At 65.9% G+C, this 20,875-nt stretch carries 20 protein-coding genes; 10 read left to right on the top strand and 10 right to left on the bottom strand.

Going from position 1 to position 20,875, the window contains the following annotated elements; translation table 11 throughout:
• Positions 1–138: 138 nt before the first annotated feature.
• The 4 genes from D2V17_RS07140 to smpB form a co-directional block, all read right to left on the bottom strand.
• Positions 139–1,620, bottom strand: coding sequence for a DUF4139 domain-containing protein (locus D2V17_RS07140; protein ID WP_119592394.1), 1,482 nt, complete (start codon positions 1,618–1,620; stop codon positions 139–141).
• A gap of 81 nt (positions 1,621–1,701) precedes the next feature.
• Entirely contained in the window at positions 1,702–4,086 is a 2,385-nt protein-coding gene (locus D2V17_RS07145) for a hybrid sensor histidine kinase/response regulator (RefSeq protein ID WP_119592430.1), read from the bottom strand.
• Between the two features lie 113 nt (positions 4,087–4,199).
• Entirely contained in the window at positions 4,200–4,724 is a 525-nt protein-coding gene (locus D2V17_RS07150) for a DUF2062 domain-containing protein (RefSeq protein ID WP_119592431.1), read from the bottom strand.
• Positions 4,725–4,913: 189 nt separating this feature from the next.
• Complete coding sequence (gene smpB, locus D2V17_RS07155; RefSeq protein ID WP_119592432.1) at positions 4,914–5,396, bottom strand: SsrA-binding protein SmpB; 483 nt, start codon at positions 5,394–5,396, stop codon at positions 4,914–4,916.
• A 162-nt stretch (positions 5,397–5,558) separates the two neighbouring features.
• Between smpB and D2V17_RS07160 the strand changes: the two genes are divergently transcribed.
• Complete coding sequence (locus D2V17_RS07160; RefSeq protein WP_119592395.1) at positions 5,559–7,517, top strand: alpha/beta hydrolase family protein; 1,959 nt, start codon at positions 5,559–5,561, stop codon at positions 7,515–7,517.
• A 46-nt stretch (positions 7,518–7,563) separates the two neighbouring features.
• Here the strand turns inward: D2V17_RS07160 and dapA are convergent, their stop codons facing one another.
• Positions 7,564–8,445 carry a 4-hydroxy-tetrahydrodipicolinate synthase gene (gene dapA, locus D2V17_RS07165; RefSeq protein ID WP_119592396.1) on the bottom strand — a complete coding sequence of 294 codons (882 nt, stop codon included), beginning with the start codon at positions 8,443–8,445 and terminating at the stop codon, positions 7,564–7,566.
• 109 nt (positions 8,446–8,554) lie between these two features.
• Here dapA and D2V17_RS07170 point away from each other — a divergent pair, with 109 nt between their 5' ends.
• The 4 genes from D2V17_RS07170 to D2V17_RS07185 are packed head-to-tail and all read left to right on the top strand — an operon-like array spanning position 8,555 to position 11,386.
• On the top strand, positions 8,555–10,501 hold the full coding sequence (locus tag D2V17_RS07170; RefSeq protein ID WP_119592397.1) for a lytic transglycosylase domain-containing protein: 1,947 nt from the start codon (positions 8,555–8,557) through the stop codon (positions 10,499–10,501).
• 5 nt (positions 10,502–10,506) lie between these two features.
• Complete coding sequence (locus D2V17_RS07175; protein WP_119592398.1) at positions 10,507–11,001, top strand: GreA/GreB family elongation factor; 495 nt, start codon at positions 10,507–10,509, stop codon at positions 10,999–11,001.
• On the top strand, positions 11,001–11,183 hold the full coding sequence (locus D2V17_RS07180; protein ID WP_119592399.1) for a DUF4169 family protein: 183 nt from the start codon (positions 11,001–11,003) through the stop codon (positions 11,181–11,183). Before D2V17_RS07175 ends, D2V17_RS07180 begins: the two co-directional genes overlap by 1 nt.
• On the top strand, positions 11,183–11,386 hold the full coding sequence (locus D2V17_RS07185) for a hypothetical protein (protein ID WP_119592400.1): 204 nt from the start codon (positions 11,183–11,185) through the stop codon (positions 11,384–11,386). The genes D2V17_RS07180 and D2V17_RS07185 overlap by 1 nt, the downstream gene beginning before the upstream one ends.
• Here D2V17_RS07185 and D2V17_RS07190 read toward each other — a convergent pair.
• The 3 genes from D2V17_RS07190 to D2V17_RS07200 are packed head-to-tail and all read right to left on the bottom strand — an operon-like array spanning position 11,383 to position 14,988.
• Positions 11,383–12,567: a DUF3734 domain-containing protein gene (locus D2V17_RS07190; RefSeq protein WP_119592401.1), complete on the bottom strand. Its 1,185-nt coding sequence runs from the start codon at positions 12,565–12,567 to the stop codon at positions 11,383–11,385. The two genes, D2V17_RS07185 and D2V17_RS07190, sit on opposite strands and share 4 nt — an antisense overlap.
• A gap of 56 nt (positions 12,568–12,623) precedes the next feature.
• Positions 12,624–14,339 (bottom strand): flotillin family protein, encoded by a 1,716-nt coding sequence (locus D2V17_RS07195; protein WP_119592402.1) that lies wholly within the window; start codon positions 14,337–14,339, stop codon positions 12,624–12,626.
• Positions 14,340–14,358: 19 nt separating this feature from the next.
• Positions 14,359–14,988: an OB-fold-containig protein gene (locus D2V17_RS07200; RefSeq protein WP_119592403.1), complete on the bottom strand. Its 630-nt coding sequence runs from the start codon at positions 14,986–14,988 to the stop codon at positions 14,359–14,361.
• 168 nt (positions 14,989–15,156) lie between these two features.
• Here D2V17_RS07200 and D2V17_RS07205 point away from each other — a divergent pair, with 168 nt between their 5' ends.
• Positions 15,157–15,642: a hypothetical protein gene (locus tag D2V17_RS07205; protein WP_119592404.1), complete on the top strand. Its 486-nt coding sequence runs from the start codon at positions 15,157–15,159 to the stop codon at positions 15,640–15,642.
• Entirely contained in the window at positions 15,639–16,376 is a 738-nt protein-coding gene (locus D2V17_RS07210) for a 2OG-Fe(II) oxygenase (RefSeq protein WP_119592405.1), read from the top strand. The genes D2V17_RS07205 and D2V17_RS07210 overlap by 4 nt, the downstream gene beginning before the upstream one ends.
• Positions 16,377–16,455: 79 nt before the next feature.
• Here the strand turns inward: D2V17_RS07210 and D2V17_RS07215 are convergent, their stop codons facing one another.
• Both D2V17_RS07215 and D2V17_RS07220 read right to left on the bottom strand, forming a co-directional pair.
• On the bottom strand, positions 16,456–17,118 hold the full coding sequence (locus D2V17_RS07215; RefSeq protein ID WP_119592406.1) for an outer membrane protein: 663 nt from the start codon (positions 17,116–17,118) through the stop codon (positions 16,456–16,458).
• Between the two features lie 386 nt (positions 17,119–17,504).
• On the bottom strand, positions 17,505–18,155 hold the full coding sequence (locus D2V17_RS07220) for an outer membrane protein (RefSeq protein WP_119592407.1): 651 nt from the start codon (positions 18,153–18,155) through the stop codon (positions 17,505–17,507).
• 175 nt (positions 18,156–18,330) lie between these two features.
• Between D2V17_RS07220 and rlmN the strand changes: the two genes are divergently transcribed.
• From rlmN to D2V17_RS07235, 3 genes are read left to right on the top strand one after another with little or no spacing between them, the layout of a single operon-like run.
• Positions 18,331–19,599 carry a dual-specificity RNA methyltransferase RlmN gene (rlmN, locus tag D2V17_RS07225; protein WP_119592408.1) on the top strand — a complete coding sequence of 423 codons (1,269 nt, stop codon included), beginning with the start codon at positions 18,331–18,333 and terminating at the stop codon, positions 19,597–19,599.
• Positions 19,596–20,198 carry a class I SAM-dependent methyltransferase gene (locus D2V17_RS07230; protein WP_119592409.1) on the top strand — a complete coding sequence of 201 codons (603 nt, stop codon included), beginning with the start codon at positions 19,596–19,598 and terminating at the stop codon, positions 20,196–20,198. Before rlmN ends, D2V17_RS07230 begins: the two co-directional genes overlap by 4 nt.
• Positions 20,195–20,842, top strand: a complete 648-nt coding sequence (locus D2V17_RS07235; protein WP_119592410.1) for an MOSC domain-containing protein — start codon at positions 20,195–20,197, stop codon at positions 20,840–20,842. Before D2V17_RS07230 ends, D2V17_RS07235 begins: the two co-directional genes overlap by 4 nt.
• Positions 20,843–20,875: the final 33 nt, after the last annotated feature.

The raw sequence follows: 20,875 nt of genomic DNA on the forward strand, positions 1-20,875 counted from the left end.
GAGGGGGTGCGAGCCTTGGCAGCTCGCTGCCTGGTCGCAGCGGGGTGGGCCCTGCGGGCCCATGCCCACCCCCAGCCCCTCCCGTAAACGGGAGGGGAGTTTTGGCGCGCGATTTTCTCCGGCGCATCGCCCGCGCCCTCAGTACTTCGTCTCGTAAGTCACGCGCACCACGCGCTCGCCGTTGGCGGGCACGGTCACGCGGTAAAGGCGAGTGTCGGCGTTCACCTGCTCGCCCGCGATATCCTCCGAGACCACGCGGTAGTCATTGGCCCAATAGCCGCGATCCAGCCCCGACTGACGGAACTCGACCGTAACTGGCGCGCTCTTGGCATTGGTGAAGCTGTAGCGCATCGTGGTGCGATAGTAGTCGACCGCCCGGTCGACCTCGACTTCGCGGGTCACTTCGCCGTTCTCGATCACCCGGTAGCGCGCCGAGCGCTCGTAGTCGGCGGCAGTGATCTTGTCGCGGCGCTCGACCTCGACCTTGCTGAACACGTCGAAGGCATCGCCGGTGCGCAGCGACAGCACGCTGCCCATCGGGGTGTGGCCGATGGAGTTTTCGCCGATAAACTGCGGGTTTCCGCTCGCATCGCGCTGGTAGAACCGCACGGTGCCCGCGGGCAGCGCATCGCCCAGCCCGCCTTCGCGCGAGGAATTGAAGCTGATCGCGGAGGAGACGCTCTGCCAGTCGTCCCAGGTTGCCAGCCAGCCCGCACCCGCCGAATAGACGCGGCTCGCGGGAACCCCCTGCACATCGAGAAAACTGACCTGCTTGGTCTGGTTGTTGGCAATCGTGGTGCGGCCCTCGATCGGGTAGAGATAAAAGTCGCCCAGCCGTTCGCGCTCGGCGCTCTGGGTGCCGGGGCGCACCATGTCAGTGCGGCGCATGGGGCGACCGCCGCCCACGTTACCCGCCACCAGCAATGTGTCGGCATTGGTGAAGGTGGTGCCGGTGGTGTTGGTGAGCGTCACCCAGCCCTGCATATCGACCGTGCCCTTCGCCTCATCGAACAGCGCGACATAGTCGCTCGACCAGCCGAGGCCGGGGGTGAGATAGCGGATCGAGGCAGGCCGCGTGCCGCCGCGCGAACTTTCAAGGTTCACCGAGAGCGTGGGCCGCGCGCGCAGGTTGGGCGGCAGCTCGTCGAAGATCACGCGCACCGGCAGGCCATCGTCGCGCAGCACCTCGACCTGTCCGTTCACGCGGATCACCACTCCGCCCACGGTCGAGAGCACCTCGGCACGTTGGCGGGTTTCCGCGCCGGTGGCGGGGTTGGTGCGGATCAGCGTCACCTCCTGCCCCACGGCCTTTTCCATCAGCTTTTGCGGGGTCAGCAGGTCGAAGTCGAAGTTCTGCTCGATGATAGACGTATCTGCGGCGTTGAAGCTCAGCGTCTCGGGCCGGATCATCGCCGAGACATCGGGGAAGGTCACGGTCGAGCGGCCGCGCGCGATATCGAGCTGGCGCACATCCTGCACCAGGCTCTGCCCGTTGTTGTAGATCGTCACTGCGAGATCGCCCTGCGCGCTCGGCTCATTGGGGTCGCTCTGGGCCGAGGCGCTGGCGGCAGTGGCAGCGAGCAGGCAGGCGACGAACGTGGTGCGGGCGTGGCTGAGCATCTGGCGAATCTTCCCTCTCGTAAAGCTTACATTGAGATAGCACGGCCTGAGCGCGCGCTGAACAGTGCGGGCGGCAGAGGATCAGCCCCGGCGCGAACTGGCGGTCAGCACCTCGGCGACCTTGTCGGCGATCTGCTGCACGCTGAAGGGCTTGGGAATGAAGTGCATGGCCACGATGTCGATCTGGTCGCGCAGCTGCGCCTCGGCATAGCCCGACATGAACAGGATCGGCAAATCGGGCGCAACCTCGCGGATCGCCAGCGCCATGGCCGGGCCGTCCATCGCGGGCATCACCACGTCGGTTACGACAAGGTCGAACTGCTCGCCGCCGCGCACGATATCGAGGCCTTCGTCGCCATCGCTGGCGGTGGTCACCTCGTAGCCCTGCCGCGTCAGCGCGCGTTCGGCCACGGCGCGCACCATGTCTTCGTCCTCGACCAGCAGGATACGCCCGCCGCCCGCCCAGTTGCGCGCTTCCTCAGGGGGCTCGACCTTCTTCAGGTCTTCCTCGCTCGCCTCGTGGACGGGCAGGTAAATCGTGAAGCGCGCCCCGGCTGGCTTGCCGTTGGCGCCCTGCACGTTGCTGGCAAAGATGAAGCCGCCCGACTGCTTGACGATGCCATAGACGGTCGAAAGGCCGAGCCCGGTGCCCTTGCCGATTTCCTTGGTGGTGAAGAACGGCTCGAAGATCTTGCCGATGACCGCGGGCGCAATGCCGCCGCCGGTGTCCTCGGCGATCAGCGCGGTATATTCGCCCGCCGGGATGATTTCCGAACCCATGCGCCGGATGTCACTCGCCCCCACGCGCCGGGTGGTGAAGGTGAGCGTCCCGCTCGCCCCCTCGCCGCCGCCGCTCGACTGGATCGCGTCGCGCGCGTTGACTGCGAGGTTCATGATCACCTGTTCGAGCTGACGCGGATCGGCGCGCACGGCCCCGAGGTTGCGGTCATGCCGCACCTCCAGCGTGATCTTCGCGCCGAGCAAACGCTTCAGCATCTGCGTGACCTCGCTCATTACGTCGGGCAGTTGCAGTACTTCGGGCTGCAAGGTCTGCTGGCGCGAGAAGGCGAGCAACTGGCGGGTCAGGCTCGCCGCACGGTTCGAGTTGGCCTTGATCTGCTGGATATCGTCATAGTCGCTGTCACCCGGCGTGTGGCGCAGCAGCATGAGGTCGCAATAGCCGATGATCGCGGTCAGCACGTTGTTGAAGTCGTGCGCCACGCCGCCTGCGAGCTGACCCACCGCCTGCATCTTGGTCGCCTGCGCGACCTGGCGGCGCAGGCGCGTCTCCTCGGTGGTGTCGGCAAGACTGAGCAGCACGGCGGCCTCGCCCATGCCGCGCACGCCGGCAAGGCCGAGGCTGGCCGGTTCGTCAGGCTCAACCGAAAGCCTGACCGCAATATCACCGCTCGACGCCGGGCCTTGGGCATAGCGGCGCACGGCATCGCTCATCGCGGTCTTGTCGCGCGCGATCACGAGGTCGGAAGGGTAAGGCGGCAGGTTATGCCGGTCGAGCCCGGCGGCGCGGCGGAACGCGGGGTTGGCGAACAGGAACCGACCGTCGCGGTCGGTCATCGCCAGACCCAGCGGCAATTGTTCCAGCAAGGCCTCCAGCTGTGCGGCCTGCCCCTTGGCATCGCCGCCCGAACTGCCCAGCCCCATCCCGGCATCGACCATCAGCAGCAACGAAGCAGGCTCCGCCGCAGCGGTCGCTCTGCTCGCCGGGGAGGCAGCCTCGGCCTCGGGCGAGACGAGCGGCACTTGCCACAAGGTCTGCGGCGAGCCCTTGCGCCCTTCGCGCGCGAAATGAATGCGGTCGCGGTCGTCGGTCCGCAGCAGCGCGGCAAATTCCTGCCCGGCGAGCGTTGCCGAGCCATCGCCGCAGGCGCGCGTCGCTAGTTCGCTGTTGGCGGCCAGGATCGTGCCTTCCGGGCCGACCAGAGCCAGGCACAGCCCCGCCTCGCCGAACATCGTCCCGAACGGTCCGCGCAGCCACGCGGCCATGTCGGCCAGCATGTCGACCTCTTCAATCGGCGCGAACGACCAGATCATATATTCGTCGCCCCGCCCCGCCCGGCGCGCCCCGACTCGCCAGCGCCGCCCGGCATCGGTCACCTCGCGCACGGTCGCCTCGCCGTCGCGCCAGGCCTCGCGCCCGATGACTGCCAACGCTTCGCTGCCGCCCGCATCGAGCACCATGCGCGGCGGTGCATGAAGGCTGCCGAAGGCCTGCTCGAACGCAGGATTGGCGCAAACGAGCCGGTTGGCCCGGTCGGTGATCGCGATCGCCGCCGTCGCCTTGCCCTGCACCGCCCCGCCCGTACTCTCGATGGCGGCGAGCGTGACCGACCAGTCGGGCGGGGTCTGCTCGACATCGGCGGCGGGGCGCTGCCCGCGCATGACCAGCGCCGCGGCCAGCATCATTCCCGCCAGCCCGCAGGCAAAGCCCAGCGCGACCAGCGGCATCCCGCTCACCCAGTAGATCAGCCCCCCGCTCGCTACGAGCGCAAGCACAAGCCCCGCCAGCTCGATCGCGAGCCGGGCGTTGTTTGTCTCATCGGGTATCGTCAGTGCCTGCTTCACTCGGCGGGGTGTAGCAGCTTTGCCCGCGCCGGTCTCCGGTTCCACCTGCGCGCGACAAGAAACCGCCAGACGAACCCGCTGACCAGATAACCGAGCGCGGCGGTGACGACTGAAAGAACGATGAAGCCGAAGGCCGTCACCCCGGCGGTTTCGAGGAACCAGCCGAACTTGTCCCAGAACCCGCCCGCCGACAGGCTGGGATTGGCCGCATTGAACGTCGCCGCATCGACCTTGAGCACGAGGCGGCCGACCTTGTTCGCCACCACCAGCCAGAACGGCACGGTGAACGGATTGGTCACGAAGGTGAGCAGCGCCGCCACCGGCAGGTTAGCCCGCGCCGGGAGCGCGAGGAAGGCGGCGAGAAAAATCTGCCCGATCGGCACGATAAAGGCGGCAAACAGGCCCAGTGCGACTCCACGCGGAACCGAACGGCGCGTGAACCGCCACAGCTCGGAATGCAGGAACCGGTGCGCAATCGGCGCCAGCCAGCGGTTGCGCGCCATCTCCTCACGCTGCGGCATAGCGGGCAGCAGCGAGCGCCAGCCGCCTTTCGCCCTGTTGTCGCGCTTGTCGTGGGTCATTGCGGGGGCGCTCTTACACCTTTGTTGAGCCTGCGACAGCGGTCTTTAGACGGGAAGAGAAAAACCATCGCTTAACGGCGTGTTCCGATTCCTACGAGGCATCGCGGCCTCGGGCGTGCTGACTTCGCGTCAGCCTTTTTCGCGCATCAGCCGCGCCTTGTCGCGCTGCCAGTCGCGGTCCTTGATCGCGGCGCGTTTGTCATGGGTCTGCTTGCCCTTGGCCAAGGCCAGCTCGACCTTGGCGCGCCCGCGCGAATTGAAGTAGACGCTCAGCGGCACCAGCGTCATGCCCTTGCGCTCGACCGCACCGAACATCTTCTCGATCTCGCGGCCCGCCAGCAGCAGCTTGCGCGGCCGCTTGGGGGTGTGGTTGAAGCGGTTGCCGTGACTGAACTCGGGAATGTTCGAGTTGACCAGCCAGACCTCGCCGTCCTTCACCTCGGCATAGCTTTCGGCAATGTTGCCCTCGCCCTGACGCAGCGACTTCACCTCGGTGCCGGTCAGCACGAGCCCTGCCTCGTAGACATCCTCGATATGATAGTTGTACTTCGCCTTGCGGTTTTCCGCGACGATCTTGAGCTTGTCGAAGGTGGTGGGTTTAGGGCGCGCCATGGTCGGTGCCATGTAGTGTGGGCAAAGGCCTTTTGCAAAGCGTTCACGCAGTCGCACGAAAAGGCCGCGAAGAGACCGCCAAAAGTTCCAGATCATACTTGTATTGCCACGAACGATCCCGCAACTCTTCCGACAGTGGGGAAACAAGGGGTAGTTTTCGCAATGACTACGATAATTGTTCGGCTGGTGCGGCCCTTTGCCGTTCTGGCTCTGGCAGCCTTTTCTTCGCCATCGGCTCTGGCACAGGAGGTGCCGCCGCTCGCAGCCTATGGGGAGCTGCCGGGGGTGGAGGACATGGCGATCTCGCGCTCCGGCAAGCATCTCGCGGTGTTCACGACGCTCGGCGAGACGCGGCAGGTTATTGTATTTGACGACGAACTGAACAGCGTGCGCCGCGCGACAGTTGATGACATGAAATTTCGCGGCTTCAACTTCGTCGGCGACGAGGCTTTGCTGATCGTACGCAGCGAGACAGTCGACGTGTCCGGTTTCGTGGCCGACAAGTACGAGATCAGCCAGGGGCTGGTTCTCCCGCTTCAGAACAATGCGCAGGCTGCGCTGGTATTCGGCGGCACCTCCGCGGTGATGAACGCGGTTTTCGGCAACTACGGGTTGCGCGCCAGCGCCGACGGCTGGCAAGGCTTCTTCGGCGCGGTCGAATATGGCCGCAATCACAAGGGCGATCGCGTTTTCGAGCACGGTCGTCCGGCTCTCTATCGCTACGACTTTGCTACCGGCGGGCAACGGCGCGTGGCGCGAGCCCCGGCAGAGGGCGTCCGCCGCAAGTGGCTGGTCGACGGTGCAGGCGAAGTTGCCGCCGAGCTCGATGTGATCGAATTGTCCGGCAGCTGGACGATTCGCAACAGCGCCAACCGGACGCTCGCCGAAGGGCGTGACCTGCAGGGTAACGTCGGGCTGGTCGGCCTTGGCGCGCGTGGCGACACCGTGATTTACGTTCAGCGGGACCAGCAAAGCGGCAACGATCTCTGGTTCGAGGTGCCGCTGGCAGGAGGAGAGGCGCAGCCATTCCTTGCCGATGTGGCGATCGACCGGTTTTACTGGGACCCGGCCAATGGCCAGTTGCTCGGCTACCTCGCGGATGAGGAAGGCGCCGAACCGGTGATGTTCGATGCCGAACTGCAACACCGCGCGCAGATGGTGGAAAGGGCCTTCGCGGGCAACAATGCCCGAATCATGGAGTGGACGCCCGATTTCTCAAAGGTGATCGTGCACACGCAAGGCAGTCAGGATAGCGGCACCTGGTTCCTCGTCGATGTCGATGCCCGCAAGGCCGAGCCGTTCGGCTACGACCGGCCGTTGATCGGCTCGGATCAGGTCGGCCCGGTCTCGACCTTGGCCTACACCGCACAGGACGGGCTGGAGATGGACGCGGTGGTGACCCTCCCGCCGGGTCGCGAGGCAGCGGGTCTTCCCGTCGTCGTGCTCCCGCACGGCGGTCCCCACATGCATGATGCAGAAGGGTTCGACTGGTGGGCGCAGGCTTTCGCCTCGCGCGGCTATGCCGTGATCCAGCCCAACTTTCGCGGTTCCACCGGTCGCGGGCAGGACTTTGAACGCGCAGGCTACGGCGAGTGGGGCCGCAAGATGCAGACCGACATCTCCGATGCCCTCGCCGCACTGGCCGAGCAGGGTGTGGTCGATCCGTCGCGCGCCTGCATCGTCGGCGCGAGCTACGGCGGCTATGCCGCGCTTGCCGGCGTGACCTTGCAGCAGGGGCTTTACCGTTGCGCGGTCTCGGTGGCGGGAATTGGCGACATCGGCCTGATGTACCGCACAGAAAACCGCGAATCGGGACGCAACCCCCTGTTCAGACGCTCACTGCGCGAGGAACTGGGCGATTCGCGCGGGTGGGATGCGATCTCGCCGCGCAGGTTCGCGGCGCAGGCCGATGCCCCGATCCTGCTGATCCACGGGCGCGACGATACGGTGGTCAACTTCGAGCAAAGCGCCAGGATGGCCGATGCGCTCAAGGATGCCGGCAAGCCCTATCGGCTGGTGGAACTGGCGGGCGAAGACCACTGGCTGTCGCTCGCCGTGACGCGCCAGCAGATGCTGACCGAAACCATGGCCTTCGTGCAGGAGCACAATCCGGCAGACTAGACCGGCGCATCAGGCAGGTGGAAGGGCTGGTGGAAGGGCTGGCGGATCAGGCGATCCCCGCCCCTTCCATCGCCGCATCGACCGCCGCCTTCGCCTCGTCCGAGATCGGCGCGATTGGCAGACGGGTATCGGGCGCGAACCAGTCGAACAGCCTGGAGAGCGCATATTTCACCGGCGACGGGCTGGCATCGGCGAACATCGCCCGGTGCAGCGGATAAAGCCACTCGTTCAGCTCGCGCGCCGTGGCATAGTCGCCAGCCAGAGCCGCCGCGTGGAAATCGGCGCACAGCTTCGGCGCCACATTCGCCGTCACCGAGATGCAACCGACCTGCCCCAGCGCATAGCCCGCCAGCGCCAGCGGATCGTCGCCCGAGAGCTGGCAGAAATCCGGCCCGGCGCCCATGCGCTGCGTCACCACGCGGGAAAGATCGCCGCTGGCATCCTTCAGCGCCACGATCTTGCCGGGGAAACGCCGGTGCAGTTCGATCACCGTTTCGGGCAGAATGTCGGTCACGGTGCGGCCGGGCACGTTGTAGAGCACGATCGGCAGGTCGGCACGCTCGGCCAGATAGGAGAAGTGCGCGAGCAGGCCCTGCTGGCTCGGCCGGTTGTAATAGGGTGCGACCAGCAGCAGCGCGTCGGCCCCGGCCAGCTGGGCCTCCTTGATGTGCCACAGCGCGGTCTGGGTGTCGTTCGATCCCGCGCCCGCGATCACCGGCACGCGCTTGTTGGCAACCTCCGCGCAGATCGAGATCACGCGGTGATGTTCGTCGTTGTCGAGCGTGGCGCTTTCGCCGGTGGTGCCGCAGGGAACCAGCGCGGACGAGCCGTTTTCGATCTGCCACTCGATGAAGCGGCGATAGGCCTGTTCGTCGACCCGGTTGTCGGCAAAGGGCGTGGCAAGGGCTGGAATTGATCCGGAAAACATGGTGAGCTGGCTCCTCGCACTTGCACAAATTCGCTATCGGTTAACCCGATGTCCGCCAAAACGATGCGGACCCGGTCATTCAGCGCCTGATAAGGAGAGGGCTGGCACTATGTCCAGCATGGTTCGACATTGCATCTATTCGCTGATCGCCCCTGTGGCGCTTTCGTACCCCGGTATCGCGCTGGCGCAGGAAGCTGCTGACTGGGACACCGCCCGCTCAAACCTCGTTGCCTCGCAGCCGGGCCGAATCGCCGCCCAGATCAACCGCTGGGAAGCGCTCTTTGCCGACCGGCAGGCCAACCTGCCCTTTGCCGAATATTCCTCGTTCCTGCTGGCGAACCCCAATTTCCCTGACGAGCAGACCCTGCGCGAACGCGCCGAGAAGCGGCTGCGCGGCGAATTCGTGCCCGAGGCGGCGCTGCTCGAATACTTCGCCGTCTATCCGCCGGTCACCAACTTCGCCAAGGCACACTATGCGCTGGCGCTGATGGGGAGCGACCCGGCCCGGTCCGAAATTCTGGCGCGCGAGGCATGGCGCGGCGGCGAGATGAGCCCCACCGCCGAGGCCGCGCTGATGGCGATGAACGGCCATCATTTCACGCAGGACGATCAGGATACCCGCATGGATGCGCTGCTGTGGCAGCGCGAGCGGCAGGCGGCCGAACGCCAGCTTGACCGCGTGGCTCCGTCGAAACGCCGGGTGTTCGCCGCGCGCCTCGCGATCCTGCAAGGCGGCAACGGCTATACCGACGCCCCCGGCGCGCTCAGCGATCCGGGCTATCTGTTCAACCGCAGCCGCGAACTGCGCCAGTCGGGGCGGACCGCAGAGGCGATCTCGTTGGTCGCGAACAGCCCCGCGCTTTCGCGCCTGCCGCTCGATCAGACCGCCTGGATCACCGAACTGCTGGCGCTGGGCCGCGCCGCTTCGGCGAGCGACACCGTGCGGATCGCCACCCGCGCGCTCGAAGCCTTCGCGCCGGGCACCGATATCTCGCAAGGCGAATATCGCCTGCGCGACGATTTCACCTCGCTGATGTGGGCGGGCGGCACCAATGCGCTGTGGCGGCTGGGCGACGGCACCTCTGCCGCGCCGCTGTTCTACCAGTACGGCTCCGCCGCGCGCACCCCGCAGACGCGCTCCAAAGGCTTCTTCTGGGCCGGCGAGGCCATGCGCCGCGCCGGCAACAATGCCGAGGCCAACCGCTATTACGATATGGCGGCAGCCTACCCTGACCGCTTCTACGGCCAGCTCGCGCTGGAGCGGATGGGGCGTGCGATCCCCTCGCTCGCCGGTGCGCCCGATGTCACGCCCTCGCCCGAGGCGCGCGCGCGGTTCAACGCGCAGCCGCTGACGCAGGCGGTGTCAGAAGTGGCGCGCGATGCGCCGTGGGCGACCGGTATCCGCTTCTATCGCGCCATCGCCGATCAGGCCGAGACGCTGGAAGACCATGTGCTGGTGGCCGACCTCGCGCGCGATATCGGTCGCCGCGATCTGGCCGTGATCCTTGGCGAAGCGGCGCAGGCCGACGGCTATTCGGGCTTCACTCGCACCGGCTATCCGCGCGTACAGACCCCGGCGGGCGTCAACTGGACCATGGTCCACGCCCTCGCCCGGCAGGAAAGCCAGTTTGCCGAAAACGCCATCAGCCATGCCGGCGCACGCGGCCTGATGCAGTTCATGCCCGCCACCGCACGCGAAGAGGCCGGTTTTGCCGGAGTGCCCTTCTCCGCCGACCGGCTGATTTCCGATCCGCAGTATTCGATCCAGCTCGGTTCGAACCATATCGAGCGGCTGATCCGCTACTACAACGGCAGCTATCCGCTGGCGATTGCGGCCTACAATGCCGGGCCGGGCAACGTGAACAAGTGGCTGCGCAACAACGGCGATCCGCGCACCGGCGCGGTCGACTGGCTGGAATGGATCGAACGCATCGAGTTTTACGAGACGAAGAACTACGTCCAGCGCGTGATCGAAAACGCCGTGGTCTACGAGAACCTCTATCCCGATCAGGCGAGTTCCATCCGCCCGCGCGGGGTGAGCGACTTCCTGCGCTGACCACCATGACACCCGACAAGACCAGCCCCATCACGCCTGCGGGCCTGTCCGCGCTCAAGGCGCGCTATGACCACCTGCTCGGCAAGGAGCGGCCCGAGATCGTCGAGATCGTCAGCTGGGCGGCGGGCAACGGCGACCGCAGCGAGAACGGCGACTATCTCTATGGCCGCAAACGGATGCGCGAGATCGACCGCGAGCTGTCCTATCTCGCCAAGGTCATGAAGCACGCCCGCGTGATCGACCCGGCCCAGCAGCCCGACAAGAGCCGGGTGTTCTTCGGTGCCAAGGTCACCATTGCGGATGAAGACGACGAGGAGCGCGTGCTCACCATCGTCGGCGACAAGGAGCAGGACGCGGGGCAAGGTCTGGTCGGCTGGTCGACCCCGATTGCGCGCGCACTGCGCGGCGCGGCGGTGGGCGACCTCAAGACCGTGCGCCTGCCCGGCGGCGAGAAGGAGTGGGAGGTGATGGCCATCTCCTACCCCGAGGGCCGCGACTGATGGCCGACGTCATCAATTTGCGCTCAGCCCGCAAGGCGAAGCACCGCGCCGACAAGGCCCGCGAGGCCGAGGCCAACCGCGCGAAATTCGGCCAGACCAAGGCCGAGAAGACGCTCCGCCAGCAAGACCAGAACCGCGCCGAGCGCTTGCTCGACGGCGCGCGGCTGGAGAGGGATGACTGATGCGCTCGACCTATTCCGAAGCGACGGTGCGCCTTTACCACCTCGATCACGAGGCCGAGGGCGGCGCGGCAGAAACGCTGATGTACGGCACACTGGCCGAGGCCATGGCGATGGCCGCGCAGCAGCCCGAGGAAGTGCAGGCCGGACTGTTCCTCGCCACCGACAACGACGTGGTTGCCTACCTCGATCTTACCGAAGGCTAAGGCGTAGGCGCGCCCTTGCGGGCATTGGCGAGTTCAGTGCCAAGCGCATCCCGCACGCGCGGACCATCGGGGTTGCGCAGATCGTAGGTGATCAGCCCCTGCCGATGGCGATTGCGTCCGGTCCAGCACGGATGCTCAAGCGAGATCCGCGCATCTTCCGCCCCGGTGCGCCAGTGTTCGTTCACCGTCGCGCGCGAGAATTCGTAGTCCTTCGAGAAGGTCTCGTAGAGTTCGCGCCGGTTGATCAGATGCATGATCGCCACCGCGCCGGGGTCGGGATGGCGGGTCAGTTCGACGAGATCGGGATCCTTCGCCCATTCGTCCGGCAGCTTCTTCGCCAGCCGGTTGGCCGTCACCCGCAGCTCCTTGATCTGCTGCAACAGGTCGGTGTTGAGCCGGGTACGGCTGGAAAAGCGGATGTCTTTTTCACGCTGCATGACGTCCGCAAGATCTTCCGGAACCGCGCCGCGGGTGTGGAACAGATCGACCTGATAGATCGTCATGTCGGTCCCCTCCTCCTCGTCGATCACATATTGCAGCGGGGTGTTCGAGACGAGGCCGCCGTCCCAGTAGAACTGGCCGTCGACCTCGACCGGCGGGAAACCCGGCGGCAGCGCGCCCGAGGCCATGATGTGTTCGGGGCCGATCCGGCACTGGCGGTTGTCGAACCAGGTCAGGTTGCCCGTGATCACGTTGACCGCGCCGACGCTGAAGCGCATCGGCCCGTCGTTCAGCAGGTCGAAGTCGACCAGTTCGGTGAGCGTTTCGCGCAGCGGCGAGGTGTCGTAAATGCTGGTCGCGGTAAACAGCGCGGCCGGCGCGGTGAACCCCGGCAGACGCGGACGGAAAAAGCCCGGTGCCCCCACGCTGGCGACGAGCGCTGCCGAAACCTCGTTGAACCAGCGCCGCGCCGGGCCGCTGTCGGCTGGCGCAATGGCGGTGAGTTCGGAGCTGACCAGATCCCAGAACGCCCGCAGCTTGCCGACCGCCTCGTCGGGCCTGTTCCCGGCGATGAGCGCGGAATTGATCGCACCGATGGAAATGCCCGCCACCCAATCGGGGTGATGGCCTTCGGCGTGCAGGCTTTCGAACACGCCAGCCTGATAGGCACCGAGCGCCCCGCCTCCCTGCAAAACAAGGACCTGCGGCGGTGCCGAACTGCGCGAACGAGAGCTGCTCATGCCCGCTATATGGGCCGCGCGATGCTGCATCGCAACATCGCACGGCCGATCAGTGCTCAGTCTGCGCTTTTTTCGCTCTCTTCGGTGTCATCCCCGGCAGCGGATGCCTGCTCCGCCTTGTGCGCGGGCACGGCTGGCTCCGTAGCCTGAACCGCCCCTGCGGCCAGCCCACCGAGCGAGCTGCCATCGAGGCCCAGTTCCTTCATCAGGCCGTCAAGCACCGGGGCCTGTGCCCGATAGGCCAGCGCCGCGCTCACCGCGTCGGTGGCGAGGTTGCCGCTTCCGCCGCCGGCCCCAGCCGCACTGGCATTGGCCCCGCCCTTGCCCTGCGTCAGCCCGTCGACCTGCACGATCTTGATGCTGTCGATCGCTTCCATCGGCTTGGCGCTTTCGCGGATCACCTCGGGCAGAACCTTGAGCAGCGCCATCTTGGTCTGCAGGCTGATCTGATCGGACGAGAGCAGGTTCGCCGCTTCGTTGATCGCGCGCTGGCCCGCCGCCTCGACCTCGAAGCGCACGCGCGCGGCCTCGGCGCGCAGCCTTTCGGCATCAGCCTCGCCCTGCGCCTCGAACTTGATCGCCTCGGCGCGGTTGCTGGCGGCGTCCTTCTCGGCCTCAGCCTCGACCTTGATCTTGATCGCATCGCGCTCGGCGATCTTGGCCGCCTCGATCAGCTCGATCATCTTCTGACGCTCGGCCACCTCGCTTTCGCGGCTGGTGACGACCTGCTCTTCGGCAGCGACCGCCTTGGCGCGCGCGGCATCGGCCTCGGCCTTGGCCTGGCTTTCCTCGCGGCTCTTGTTCTGAACCGCGATCTGCTGCTCCTGCCGGGCGATTTCGAGCGCGCGCTGCTGGTCGATGCGCGCCTCTTCCACCTGCCGGTCAGCCTCGATCTGCTGCGCGTCGACCTGCTTCTTGGCTTCGATCCGCGCGGCATCGGCCTCGCGCTGGCGCTCGGCCTGCTCGCGCGCGACTTCGGCCATCTGCGCGGCGCGGCGCACCTCGACCTCGCGCTCCTGCTCAAGCCGGGCAAACTCCTGATCGCGGCTGATCTGGAAACTGCGCTGGTCGGCTTCGAGGTTCTTGGTCTCGATCTGCACCCGCGTTTCCTGCTCGATATCGTTGCGCAGCTTCTTGCGCGCCTCGATCTGCTCGGTGAGCTTGGTGAGACCCTCGGCGTCGAACGCGTTGTTGGCGTTGAAGTGCTCGATGGAGGTCTGGTCGAGCCCGGTCAGCGAGACAGATTCCAGCTCCAGCCCGTTCATCGCCAGATCGTTCGACGAGACCTGCTGCACCTTCTGCACGAAGTCGGCACGCTGTTCGTGCAGCTCGTTCATGCTCATCCCCGCCGCGACCGAGCGTAGCGCATCGACGAACTTGCCCTCGACCAGATCCTTCAGCATCTCGGGATGCATGGTGCGCTGGCCAAGCGTCTGCGCGGCCATGGCGATGGCGCCAGCATCGGGCCGCACGCGAACGTAGAACTCGGCCTTAACGTCGATCCGCAACCGGTCGAGCGTGATCAGCGCATCCTGATTCTTGCGTTCGACCGCAAGGCGCACGGTGTTCATGTTGACCGGCATGGTCTCGTGGAACACCGGCAGCACCAGCGCGCCGCCGTTCATCACCACCCGCTCGCCGCCGACGCCGGTGCGCACGAAGGCCACTTCCTTCGACGCGCGGCGATAGAGCTTGGTCAGCACGATCGCGATGATCAGCAGGGCGACAAAAGCGGCGCCCGCCCAGATGCCGATGTCGATGAGGCTATTCATTGGCAACAACTCCAGTCAGTCAGACAAGCGGGGCCAGCAAGCGCTCTTGCAGTGGCACAGCGTAAAACAGGTTATCCTCGCGGCGGACGAGCAGAACCTCGTCGCCTTCGCCAAGCTCGCTCGCAGGTTCGTGCGGCACCACCATGACATGATGCGGATGGCCATGGCGGTCGGCCACGCGGGCACGGGCCGGCGACCCCGCTCGCGCAACGCCCGTGGTGATGACCGCGCGCCGCCCAACGAGGCTGTCGAGGCCGACGGCGGAGGTCTCGTCATGCGGCAGGATTTTCGCGAGCGGACGGGTCAGCACCCCGGTGACAGGCAGGGCCGCAGCCCCGGCCAGCACCGCGGCGAGCAAGGCATGGAGCGGGCCGCCGGTCAGGTTCTGCGCGAGCGCCTGGATCGAAACCCCGATCCCGGCGAAAACCAGCAGGAACAGCACCAGCCAGATCGTGAACGGCAAGCGCCCGATCCCGAGCAGGCTCAGCAATCCGCCCGCCGCATCGGCCTCGCCATCGGCATCGAGGCCGGCATCGCCATCCGCATCGAGGTCGAACCCACCGAAGCTGACGAGCTGGAACGCCGCCAACAGCAGCATCAGCAGCAGCGCGGCTGCAAAAGGCACATTGTGGGCAGCCAGCAGGCTCATCGCATTCCCGGCCGCGCGGTGTTCCCGGTGGCCCTCCCCTTCAGTTTCAGGAGCCTTAGTCTATTGGCCCGCCCGTGGATTGCCATCAGATTCGAATGCTTCCCTGACAAAAACATTCGCCCGACTGCACCGCTTGCCCCGCCCGCCGCATCCGCTAGAGCATGCGTCATGCGCCTGTGCCTTGTCCTGCTCCCGCTGCTTGCCATTGCCGCGCCGCTGTGCGCGCGTGAGAGCCTCGGGATCTATGGCCAGTGGGGTGCCTTTCGCGATGACGAGGGGCCGCGCTGCTATGCCATCGCCAAGCCCGCCCGCGCCAGCGGCGAGAGCGAATTTGCCGCCTTTGCCGCGATCTCGCATTGGCCCACAAGGCGCGTGCGCGGGCAGGTCCACTTCCGCACCAGCCGCGCAATCGGCGAGGATGCGCGCGTAACCCTGCGCGTCGGGCGCGACAGCTTCAGCCTCACCGGCAGCGGCAACAACGCCTGGGCGCAAAGCGCCGGCGACGATGCCGCCATCGGTGCCGCCATGCGCGGAGCCTCCGCCATGGTGCTGAGTTCGCGCGATACCAATGGCCGCCGGTTCACCAACACCTACGACCTCACCGGCATCTCCAGCGCGGTGGATGCGGCAAGCCTCGGGTGCACCGGACGATGAGCGCAGCTTCCTTCCTTCCCGCTGCCGATGATGCCGCCATCGCGAGCGCGCGCGATCACTACCACCGCCATGGCTTTGCCCGGCTTGAACCGGCGCTCGCCCCCGCCGACGCCACGGCGCTGCATCGCTGGCTGACCGGCGAGGCCGAATGGTGGCGCGTGCTCAATCAGGGCGAAGACAAGATGTTCGAACTCGGCCCGGAAGCGCAGGCCGCGCTGGCGGCCGACCCGGCGCGCGCCGAAGCGCTCGAGGCTGCAATCCGCAAGGGCGCGCGCGATGGCTTCCAGTTCGTCTACGATACCGTGCGCACCGCCGATAACCAGAGTGAGCGGATCGCGCGCGGGTGGCCGGTCGACCGGCTGGTCGAGGCGCTCAATTCGGAGCGCTGGCTGGCGCTGTTCCGCCACATCACCGGCGCGGACGACGCCGTTCTGGTCGACGGGCAGGCCACGCGCTATCTGCCCGGGCACTTCCTCACCGCGCACAGCGATGCGGTGGAAGGAAAGGGGCGCCGGGCCGCCTATGTGCTCGGGCTGACACCCGGCTGGCGCATCGAATGGGGCGGACTGCTGATGTTCCACGGCGAAGATGGCGATGTGGAACGGGCCCTGATGCCGCGCTTCAACTCCATCACGCTGTTTGCGGTGCCGAGCCTGCACTCTGTCTCCTCGGTCGCCCCGGCGGCAGGCGGGCCGCGGCTGTCGGTCACCGGCTGGCTGCGCACCACCGGCTAGCCCGGCACGAAAAGGGGCCGGAGGATTGCTCCCCCGACCCCGGTTCGAGCCTTCGCTCAGGCCGGTCTGGCGCTGGCGCTTAGAAGCGATAGCCCAGGCCCAGCATCACCTGGTGACGGTCGAGGTCGACGTCGAAACGGTCGCTCGCCGCACCGCTCGGAGCCGTGAACTGGCCTTTGCCATAGTTCGAGTAGCGATACTCGACCTTGCCGAAGAAGTTCTGGCCGAACTGCTGTTCGACACCGGCACCCAGGCGCCAGCCGTCGAGATCGACATTGGTGCCGACATCGGTGGTGTTGTCGGTGGCCAGCACATTCATGCGAGCATTGGTGTAACCGCCCTTGGCATAGAGCAGCGTGCTCGGGGTGACGGGCACACCGGCGCGCACGCCGACGTAGAGGTCACGGCCGGCATCGATGTTCGACACGCCGAAGTTGGTCAGATTGGTGGTGTTGTAGTTGGTCTTGGCCTCGGATTCGATCCATTCGCCTTCCAGACCCAGCACCGCGCCGCCAACGGCGAAGTCGTAGCCGACGCCGACACCATAGGCGACGTCGTCGATCGACTGATCGATGTCGTCGGCATTGTCGATGTCGGTGGTGGAACCCGGACGGACGCTGTCGTAGCCGATGATGCCCTCGATACGCGGGCCGGTGAAAGCCGAACCGTCCTGCGCCATGGCGGGCGTTGCGAGCGCAATGCTCGAAAGACCAGCGATAAGAAGTGCGCGTTGGGTATTCATAATCTTACTCCATTCCGTAATCATCACACATGAAGCATGTGCATGGATTGCTGAAATGGGTATCGAGGCTGCTCCGTTCCATTAACCTCACACAACGAAAATTTCGTTGCAGAAAAGCCACACTTGCGTGAGCCAGACCGAGATTTGCATGCGACGAACGGCAGGAACCCAAGCGCGATATCGCGCCTTACGCGCGCGGATCACTCATCCGGGCGCTGATTGGGAGCGATCTGGCGCGGTTTCCCCGGCGATCCACCGCTCGTCGCTGAACGGGCACGGCTCGCTGGCTGCGATGGTGCAGATGTCAGGAACCTCGCGCGCCGCGCACGAAAAAGGGGCCGGAGGATTGTCCCCGGCCCCTCGTCAGGCGATCTTATCGCAAGCAATCAGAAGCGGTAGCCAACGCCCACCAGCACCTGATGGCGGTCGAAGTCCGTATCGAAGCGTTCGGTGGTGGCACCGTTGGCAAATTCGAACTTACCCTCGTCGTAGTTCGCATAGCGATACTCGAGCTTGCCGTAGAAGTTCGGGCCGAAGGCGCGCTCGACACCGGCACCAACGCGCCAGCCATCGAGGTGGGTTTTGAGATCGACATCGGTGGTGTTGTCGCTGACCAGCACGTTCGCACGGGCGTTCGTATAGCCGACCTTGGCATAGAGCAACGTGCTCGGCGTCACGGGCACACCCGCACGCAAGCCGACGTAGATCTCACGCCCCATGTCGGTCTTCGCCACGTCGAAAGTGGTGGCATCGCTGATAGCGTAGCTGGTCTTGGCGTCGGTTTCGAGCCATTCGCCCTCGACACCCAGCACCACGCCGCCAAGGGCGAGATCGTAGCCAATGCCGACACCGTAGGCGAGACCGTCGATCGACCGGTCGAAATCTGCATCGGGTTCCGAGCCCGAACGGGTGTTGTCGTAACCGACGATCCCTTCGATCCGCGGGCCGGTGAAAGTGGAATTGTCCTGCGCCATGACAGGGGTCGCGAGCGCAACACTCGAGAATCCTGCGATAATAAGGGCGCGTTGGATATTCATATTATTACTCCATTTCGTAATCATGCTATAAAAATATGTGCATGAGTTGCCGAAATGGTCGGCAGCACCTGTCCGTTATATTAACGAAACAATGTCGGCAAACATCGTTGCACAATGGCAACACCAAGCATCCTCCTTTCCAACCTGCCCCCGTGCCACTATATGGCGAGGCCTCATGTCCAACACCGATCTCATGCCGATTGCAGGCGCAATCGATCCCGTTCCCGTTGCGCGCGACATCACGCCGCGCGACGATGGCCGCGTCGACCTTATCGGCCTGCCGAAAAAGCGCATCGCCGAGCTGTTTGCCGAGGCGGGCCTCGATGCAAAGCAGGCCAAGCTGCGCGCCAAGCAGGTGTTCCACTGGCTTTACCATCGCGGCGTGACCGAGTTCGAGGCGATGACCGACATCGCCAAGACCATGCGCCCCTGGCTTACCGAGCGGTTCGTGATCGGCCGCCCCAACGTGGTCGAGGCGCAGGTCAGTTCCGACGGCACCCGCAAATGGCTGCTGCAAACCGACGACGGCCACGAGTTCGAGATGGTCTTCATCCCCGATGCCGACCGGGGCACCCTGTGCGTTTCCTCGCAGGTGGGCTGCACGCTCAACTGCCGGTTCTGCCACACCGGCACCATGCGGCTGGTGCGCAACCTGACGCCGGGCGAGATCGTCGGCCAGGTGATGCTCGCGCGCGATGCGCTGGGCGAATGGCCGAAGGGCGCGAACGATACGCGTGTCGGCACGATGGCTGGGCTCGACGAGGACGAGACCGAGGCCGAATATACCGCCGACGGACGCCTGCTCACCAACATCGTGATGATGGGCATGGGCGAGCCGCTCTACAATTTCGACCATGTGAAGCAGGCGCTCACGCTGGTGATGGACGGCGACGGGCTGGCGCTCTCCAAGCGGCGGATCACGCTCTCGACCAGCGGCGTGGTGCCGATGATGGCGCGCTGCGGCGAGGAGATCGGGGTCAACCTCGCGGTCTCGCTCCACGCGGTGACCAAGGACGTGCGCGACGAGATCGTACCGATCAACAAGAAGTACGGCATCGAGGAACTGCTGCAGGCCTGCGCCGACTATCCCGGCGCCTCGAATGCGCGGCGCATCACGTTTGAATATGTGATGCTGAAGGACAAGAACGACAGCGACGAGGATGCGCGCAAGCTGGTGCGGTTGCTGAAGGCCTACAAGCTGCCGGCCAAGGTCAATCTGATCCCGTTCAATCCATGGCCCGGCGCGGTTTATGATTGTTCGACGCCTGAGCGGATCCGGTCGTTCTCGAACATCGTGTTCGAAGGCGGGATTTCGGCCCCGGTGCGCACCCCGCGCGGACGCGACATCGATGCCGCCTGCGGCCAGCTCAAGACCGCCGCGCAGAAGAAGAGCCGCGCCGAACGCGACCGCGAAGCCGCGAGCGAGGCAGCCAACGAGGCATGAGCGTGCGGGCGGAGATCGATCCCGCCACGCAAGCCTTCTACCAGAGCCGTGCGCGCGAGTGGTCCGAGGCCTTTCCCTACGACTACTCGCGCTTTCTCGACGACTTCCTTGCGCCCGGTGCGCTGGTGCTCGAACTGGGCTGCGGCGACGGGCGCGATGGCGCACGGATGGAAGCGCTCGGCTTTCGTGTCGATGCCACCGACGGCACTCCGGCGATGGCTGCGCTGGCACAGGAAAAGCTCGGCCGCCCTGCCCGCGTGATGCAATTCGGCGAGCTGGAGGCGGTGAGCGAATACGACGCGGTCTATGCCCATGCCTCGCTGCACCATCAGCCGTTTGCCGGACTTGCCGATGCGCTGGCACGGATCGAGCGGGCACTCAAACCCGGTGGCCTGTTTTTCGCGAACTACAAGCTGGGCGACGGCGAGCACCGCGATGCGCTCGGGCGGCTGTACAACTTCCCGCCACGCGCCGACCTTATGGCGCTCTATGAGCCGCGCGACTGGGACATTGTCGAAGCGGTCGACTACGAAGACAGCGGGATGGACAAGGTCATGCGCCCATGGATCGCGCTGACCGTGCAAAGGAACGGGCAATGACATGGCAGGTCGAGGCGCTCTGCGCTGGCCGCAAGCAGAGCTTTCGCGGCGATAGCCTGAGCGCCATTGCCAAGCTGGCGCTCGATGGGCCGGTGGCAATCACGAAGCTCGGCCTTGCCGGGGATGAACAGGCTGACCCGGTCCATCACGGCGGACCGGACATGGCCGTTCACCTTTATCCGCTCGACCACCACGCGTTCTGGCGCGAGCAGATCGGCGACCATGAGCTGCTGGGCAATCCGGGCGCTTTCGGCTCCAACCTGGCAGTGCACGGGATCAGCGAAGGCGATGTCCTGCTCGGCAGCCGCTACCGGCTGGGCAGCGCGCTGATCGAGGCCTGCCAGCCACGCCAGCCCTGCTGGAAGATCGAACACCGGTTCGGCACCAAGGGCATGGTTGCCAGCATCCTCGCCAGCGGGCGCTGCGGCTGGTTCTGCCGCGTGATCGACGAAGGCACCGCGCAGGCGGGCGACACACTCTCACTGGAAGAGGAAGGTCTGCCCGGCTGGACCATGGCGCGCCTGTTCGAAGCGCTGTGGGGAACCAGCGAGCCGACCGACCCCGCGCTCCTGCGCGCAATAGCCGACCTCCCCCCGCTGGCGGACAAATTGCGCGGCAAGATCATGGCGCGGCTGGACGCCTAGCACCGATCCTGTAAGATCGTTGGCAATCTAACT

Source organism: Aurantiacibacter xanthus, from assembly GCF_003584015.1.
Classification (GTDB): Bacteria; Pseudomonadota; Alphaproteobacteria; order Sphingomonadales; family Sphingomonadaceae; genus Alteraurantiacibacter; species Alteraurantiacibacter xanthus.

What these genes read in the sequence shown, in the direction of transcription:
- D2V17_RS07200 (WP_119592403.1), bottom strand. Translation starts at nt 14,988, where the DNA reads ATGAGCCTGCTGGCTGCCCACAATGTGCCTTTTGCAGCCGCGCTGCTG.
- D2V17_RS07205 (WP_119592404.1), top strand. Translation starts at nt 15,157, where the DNA reads ATGCGCCTGTGCCTTGTCCTGCTCCCGCTGCTTGCCATTGCCGCGCCG.
- D2V17_RS07150 (WP_119592431.1), bottom strand. Translation starts at nt 4,724, where the DNA reads ATGCCGCAGCGTGAGGAGATGGCGCGCAACCGCTGGCTGGCGCCGATT.
- D2V17_RS07170 (WP_119592397.1), top strand. Translation starts at nt 8,555, where the DNA reads ATGTCCAGCATGGTTCGACATTGCATCTATTCGCTGATCGCCCCTGTG.
- D2V17_RS07190 (WP_119592401.1), bottom strand. Translation starts at nt 12,567, where the DNA reads ATGAGCAGCTCTCGTTCGCGCAGTTCGGCACCGCCGCAGGTCCTTGTT.
- smpB (WP_119592432.1), bottom strand. Translation starts at nt 5,396, where the DNA reads ATGGCGCGCCCTAAACCCACCACCTTCGACAAGCTCAAGATCGTCGCG.
- D2V17_RS07175 (WP_119592398.1), top strand. Translation starts at nt 10,507, where the DNA reads ATGACACCCGACAAGACCAGCCCCATCACGCCTGCGGGCCTGTCCGCG.
- D2V17_RS07145 (WP_119592430.1), bottom strand. Translation starts at nt 4,086, where the DNA reads ATGCCGCTGGTCGCGCTGGGCTTTGCCTGCGGGCTGGCGGGAATGATG.
- D2V17_RS07235 (WP_119592410.1), top strand. Translation starts at nt 20,195, where the DNA reads ATGACATGGCAGGTCGAGGCGCTCTGCGCTGGCCGCAAGCAGAGCTTT.
- D2V17_RS07210 (WP_119592405.1), top strand. Translation starts at nt 15,639, where the DNA reads ATGAGCGCAGCTTCCTTCCTTCCCGCTGCCGATGATGCCGCCATCGCG.
- dapA (WP_119592396.1), bottom strand. Translation starts at nt 8,445, where the DNA reads ATGTTTTCCGGATCAATTCCAGCCCTTGCCACGCCCTTTGCCGACAAC.
- D2V17_RS07215 (WP_119592406.1), bottom strand. Translation starts at nt 17,118, where the DNA reads ATGAATACCCAACGCGCACTTCTTATCGCTGGTCTTTCGAGCATTGCG.
- D2V17_RS07220 (WP_119592407.1), bottom strand. Translation starts at nt 18,155, where the DNA reads ATGAATATCCAACGCGCCCTTATTATCGCAGGATTCTCGAGTGTTGCG.
- D2V17_RS07140 (WP_119592394.1), bottom strand. Translation starts at nt 1,620, where the DNA reads ATGCTCAGCCACGCCCGCACCACGTTCGTCGCCTGCCTGCTCGCTGCC.
- D2V17_RS07185 (WP_119592400.1), top strand. Translation starts at nt 11,183, where the DNA reads ATGCGCTCGACCTATTCCGAAGCGACGGTGCGCCTTTACCACCTCGAT.
- D2V17_RS07230 (WP_119592409.1), top strand. Translation starts at nt 19,596, where the DNA reads ATGAGCGTGCGGGCGGAGATCGATCCCGCCACGCAAGCCTTCTACCAG.
- D2V17_RS07180 (WP_119592399.1), top strand. Translation starts at nt 11,001, where the DNA reads ATGGCCGACGTCATCAATTTGCGCTCAGCCCGCAAGGCGAAGCACCGC.
- D2V17_RS07160 (WP_119592395.1), top strand. Translation starts at nt 5,559, where the DNA reads ATGACTACGATAATTGTTCGGCTGGTGCGGCCCTTTGCCGTTCTGGCT.
- D2V17_RS07195 (WP_119592402.1), bottom strand. Translation starts at nt 14,339, where the DNA reads ATGAATAGCCTCATCGACATCGGCATCTGGGCGGGCGCCGCTTTTGTC.
- rlmN (WP_119592408.1), top strand. Translation starts at nt 18,331, where the DNA reads ATGTCCAACACCGATCTCATGCCGATTGCAGGCGCAATCGATCCCGTT.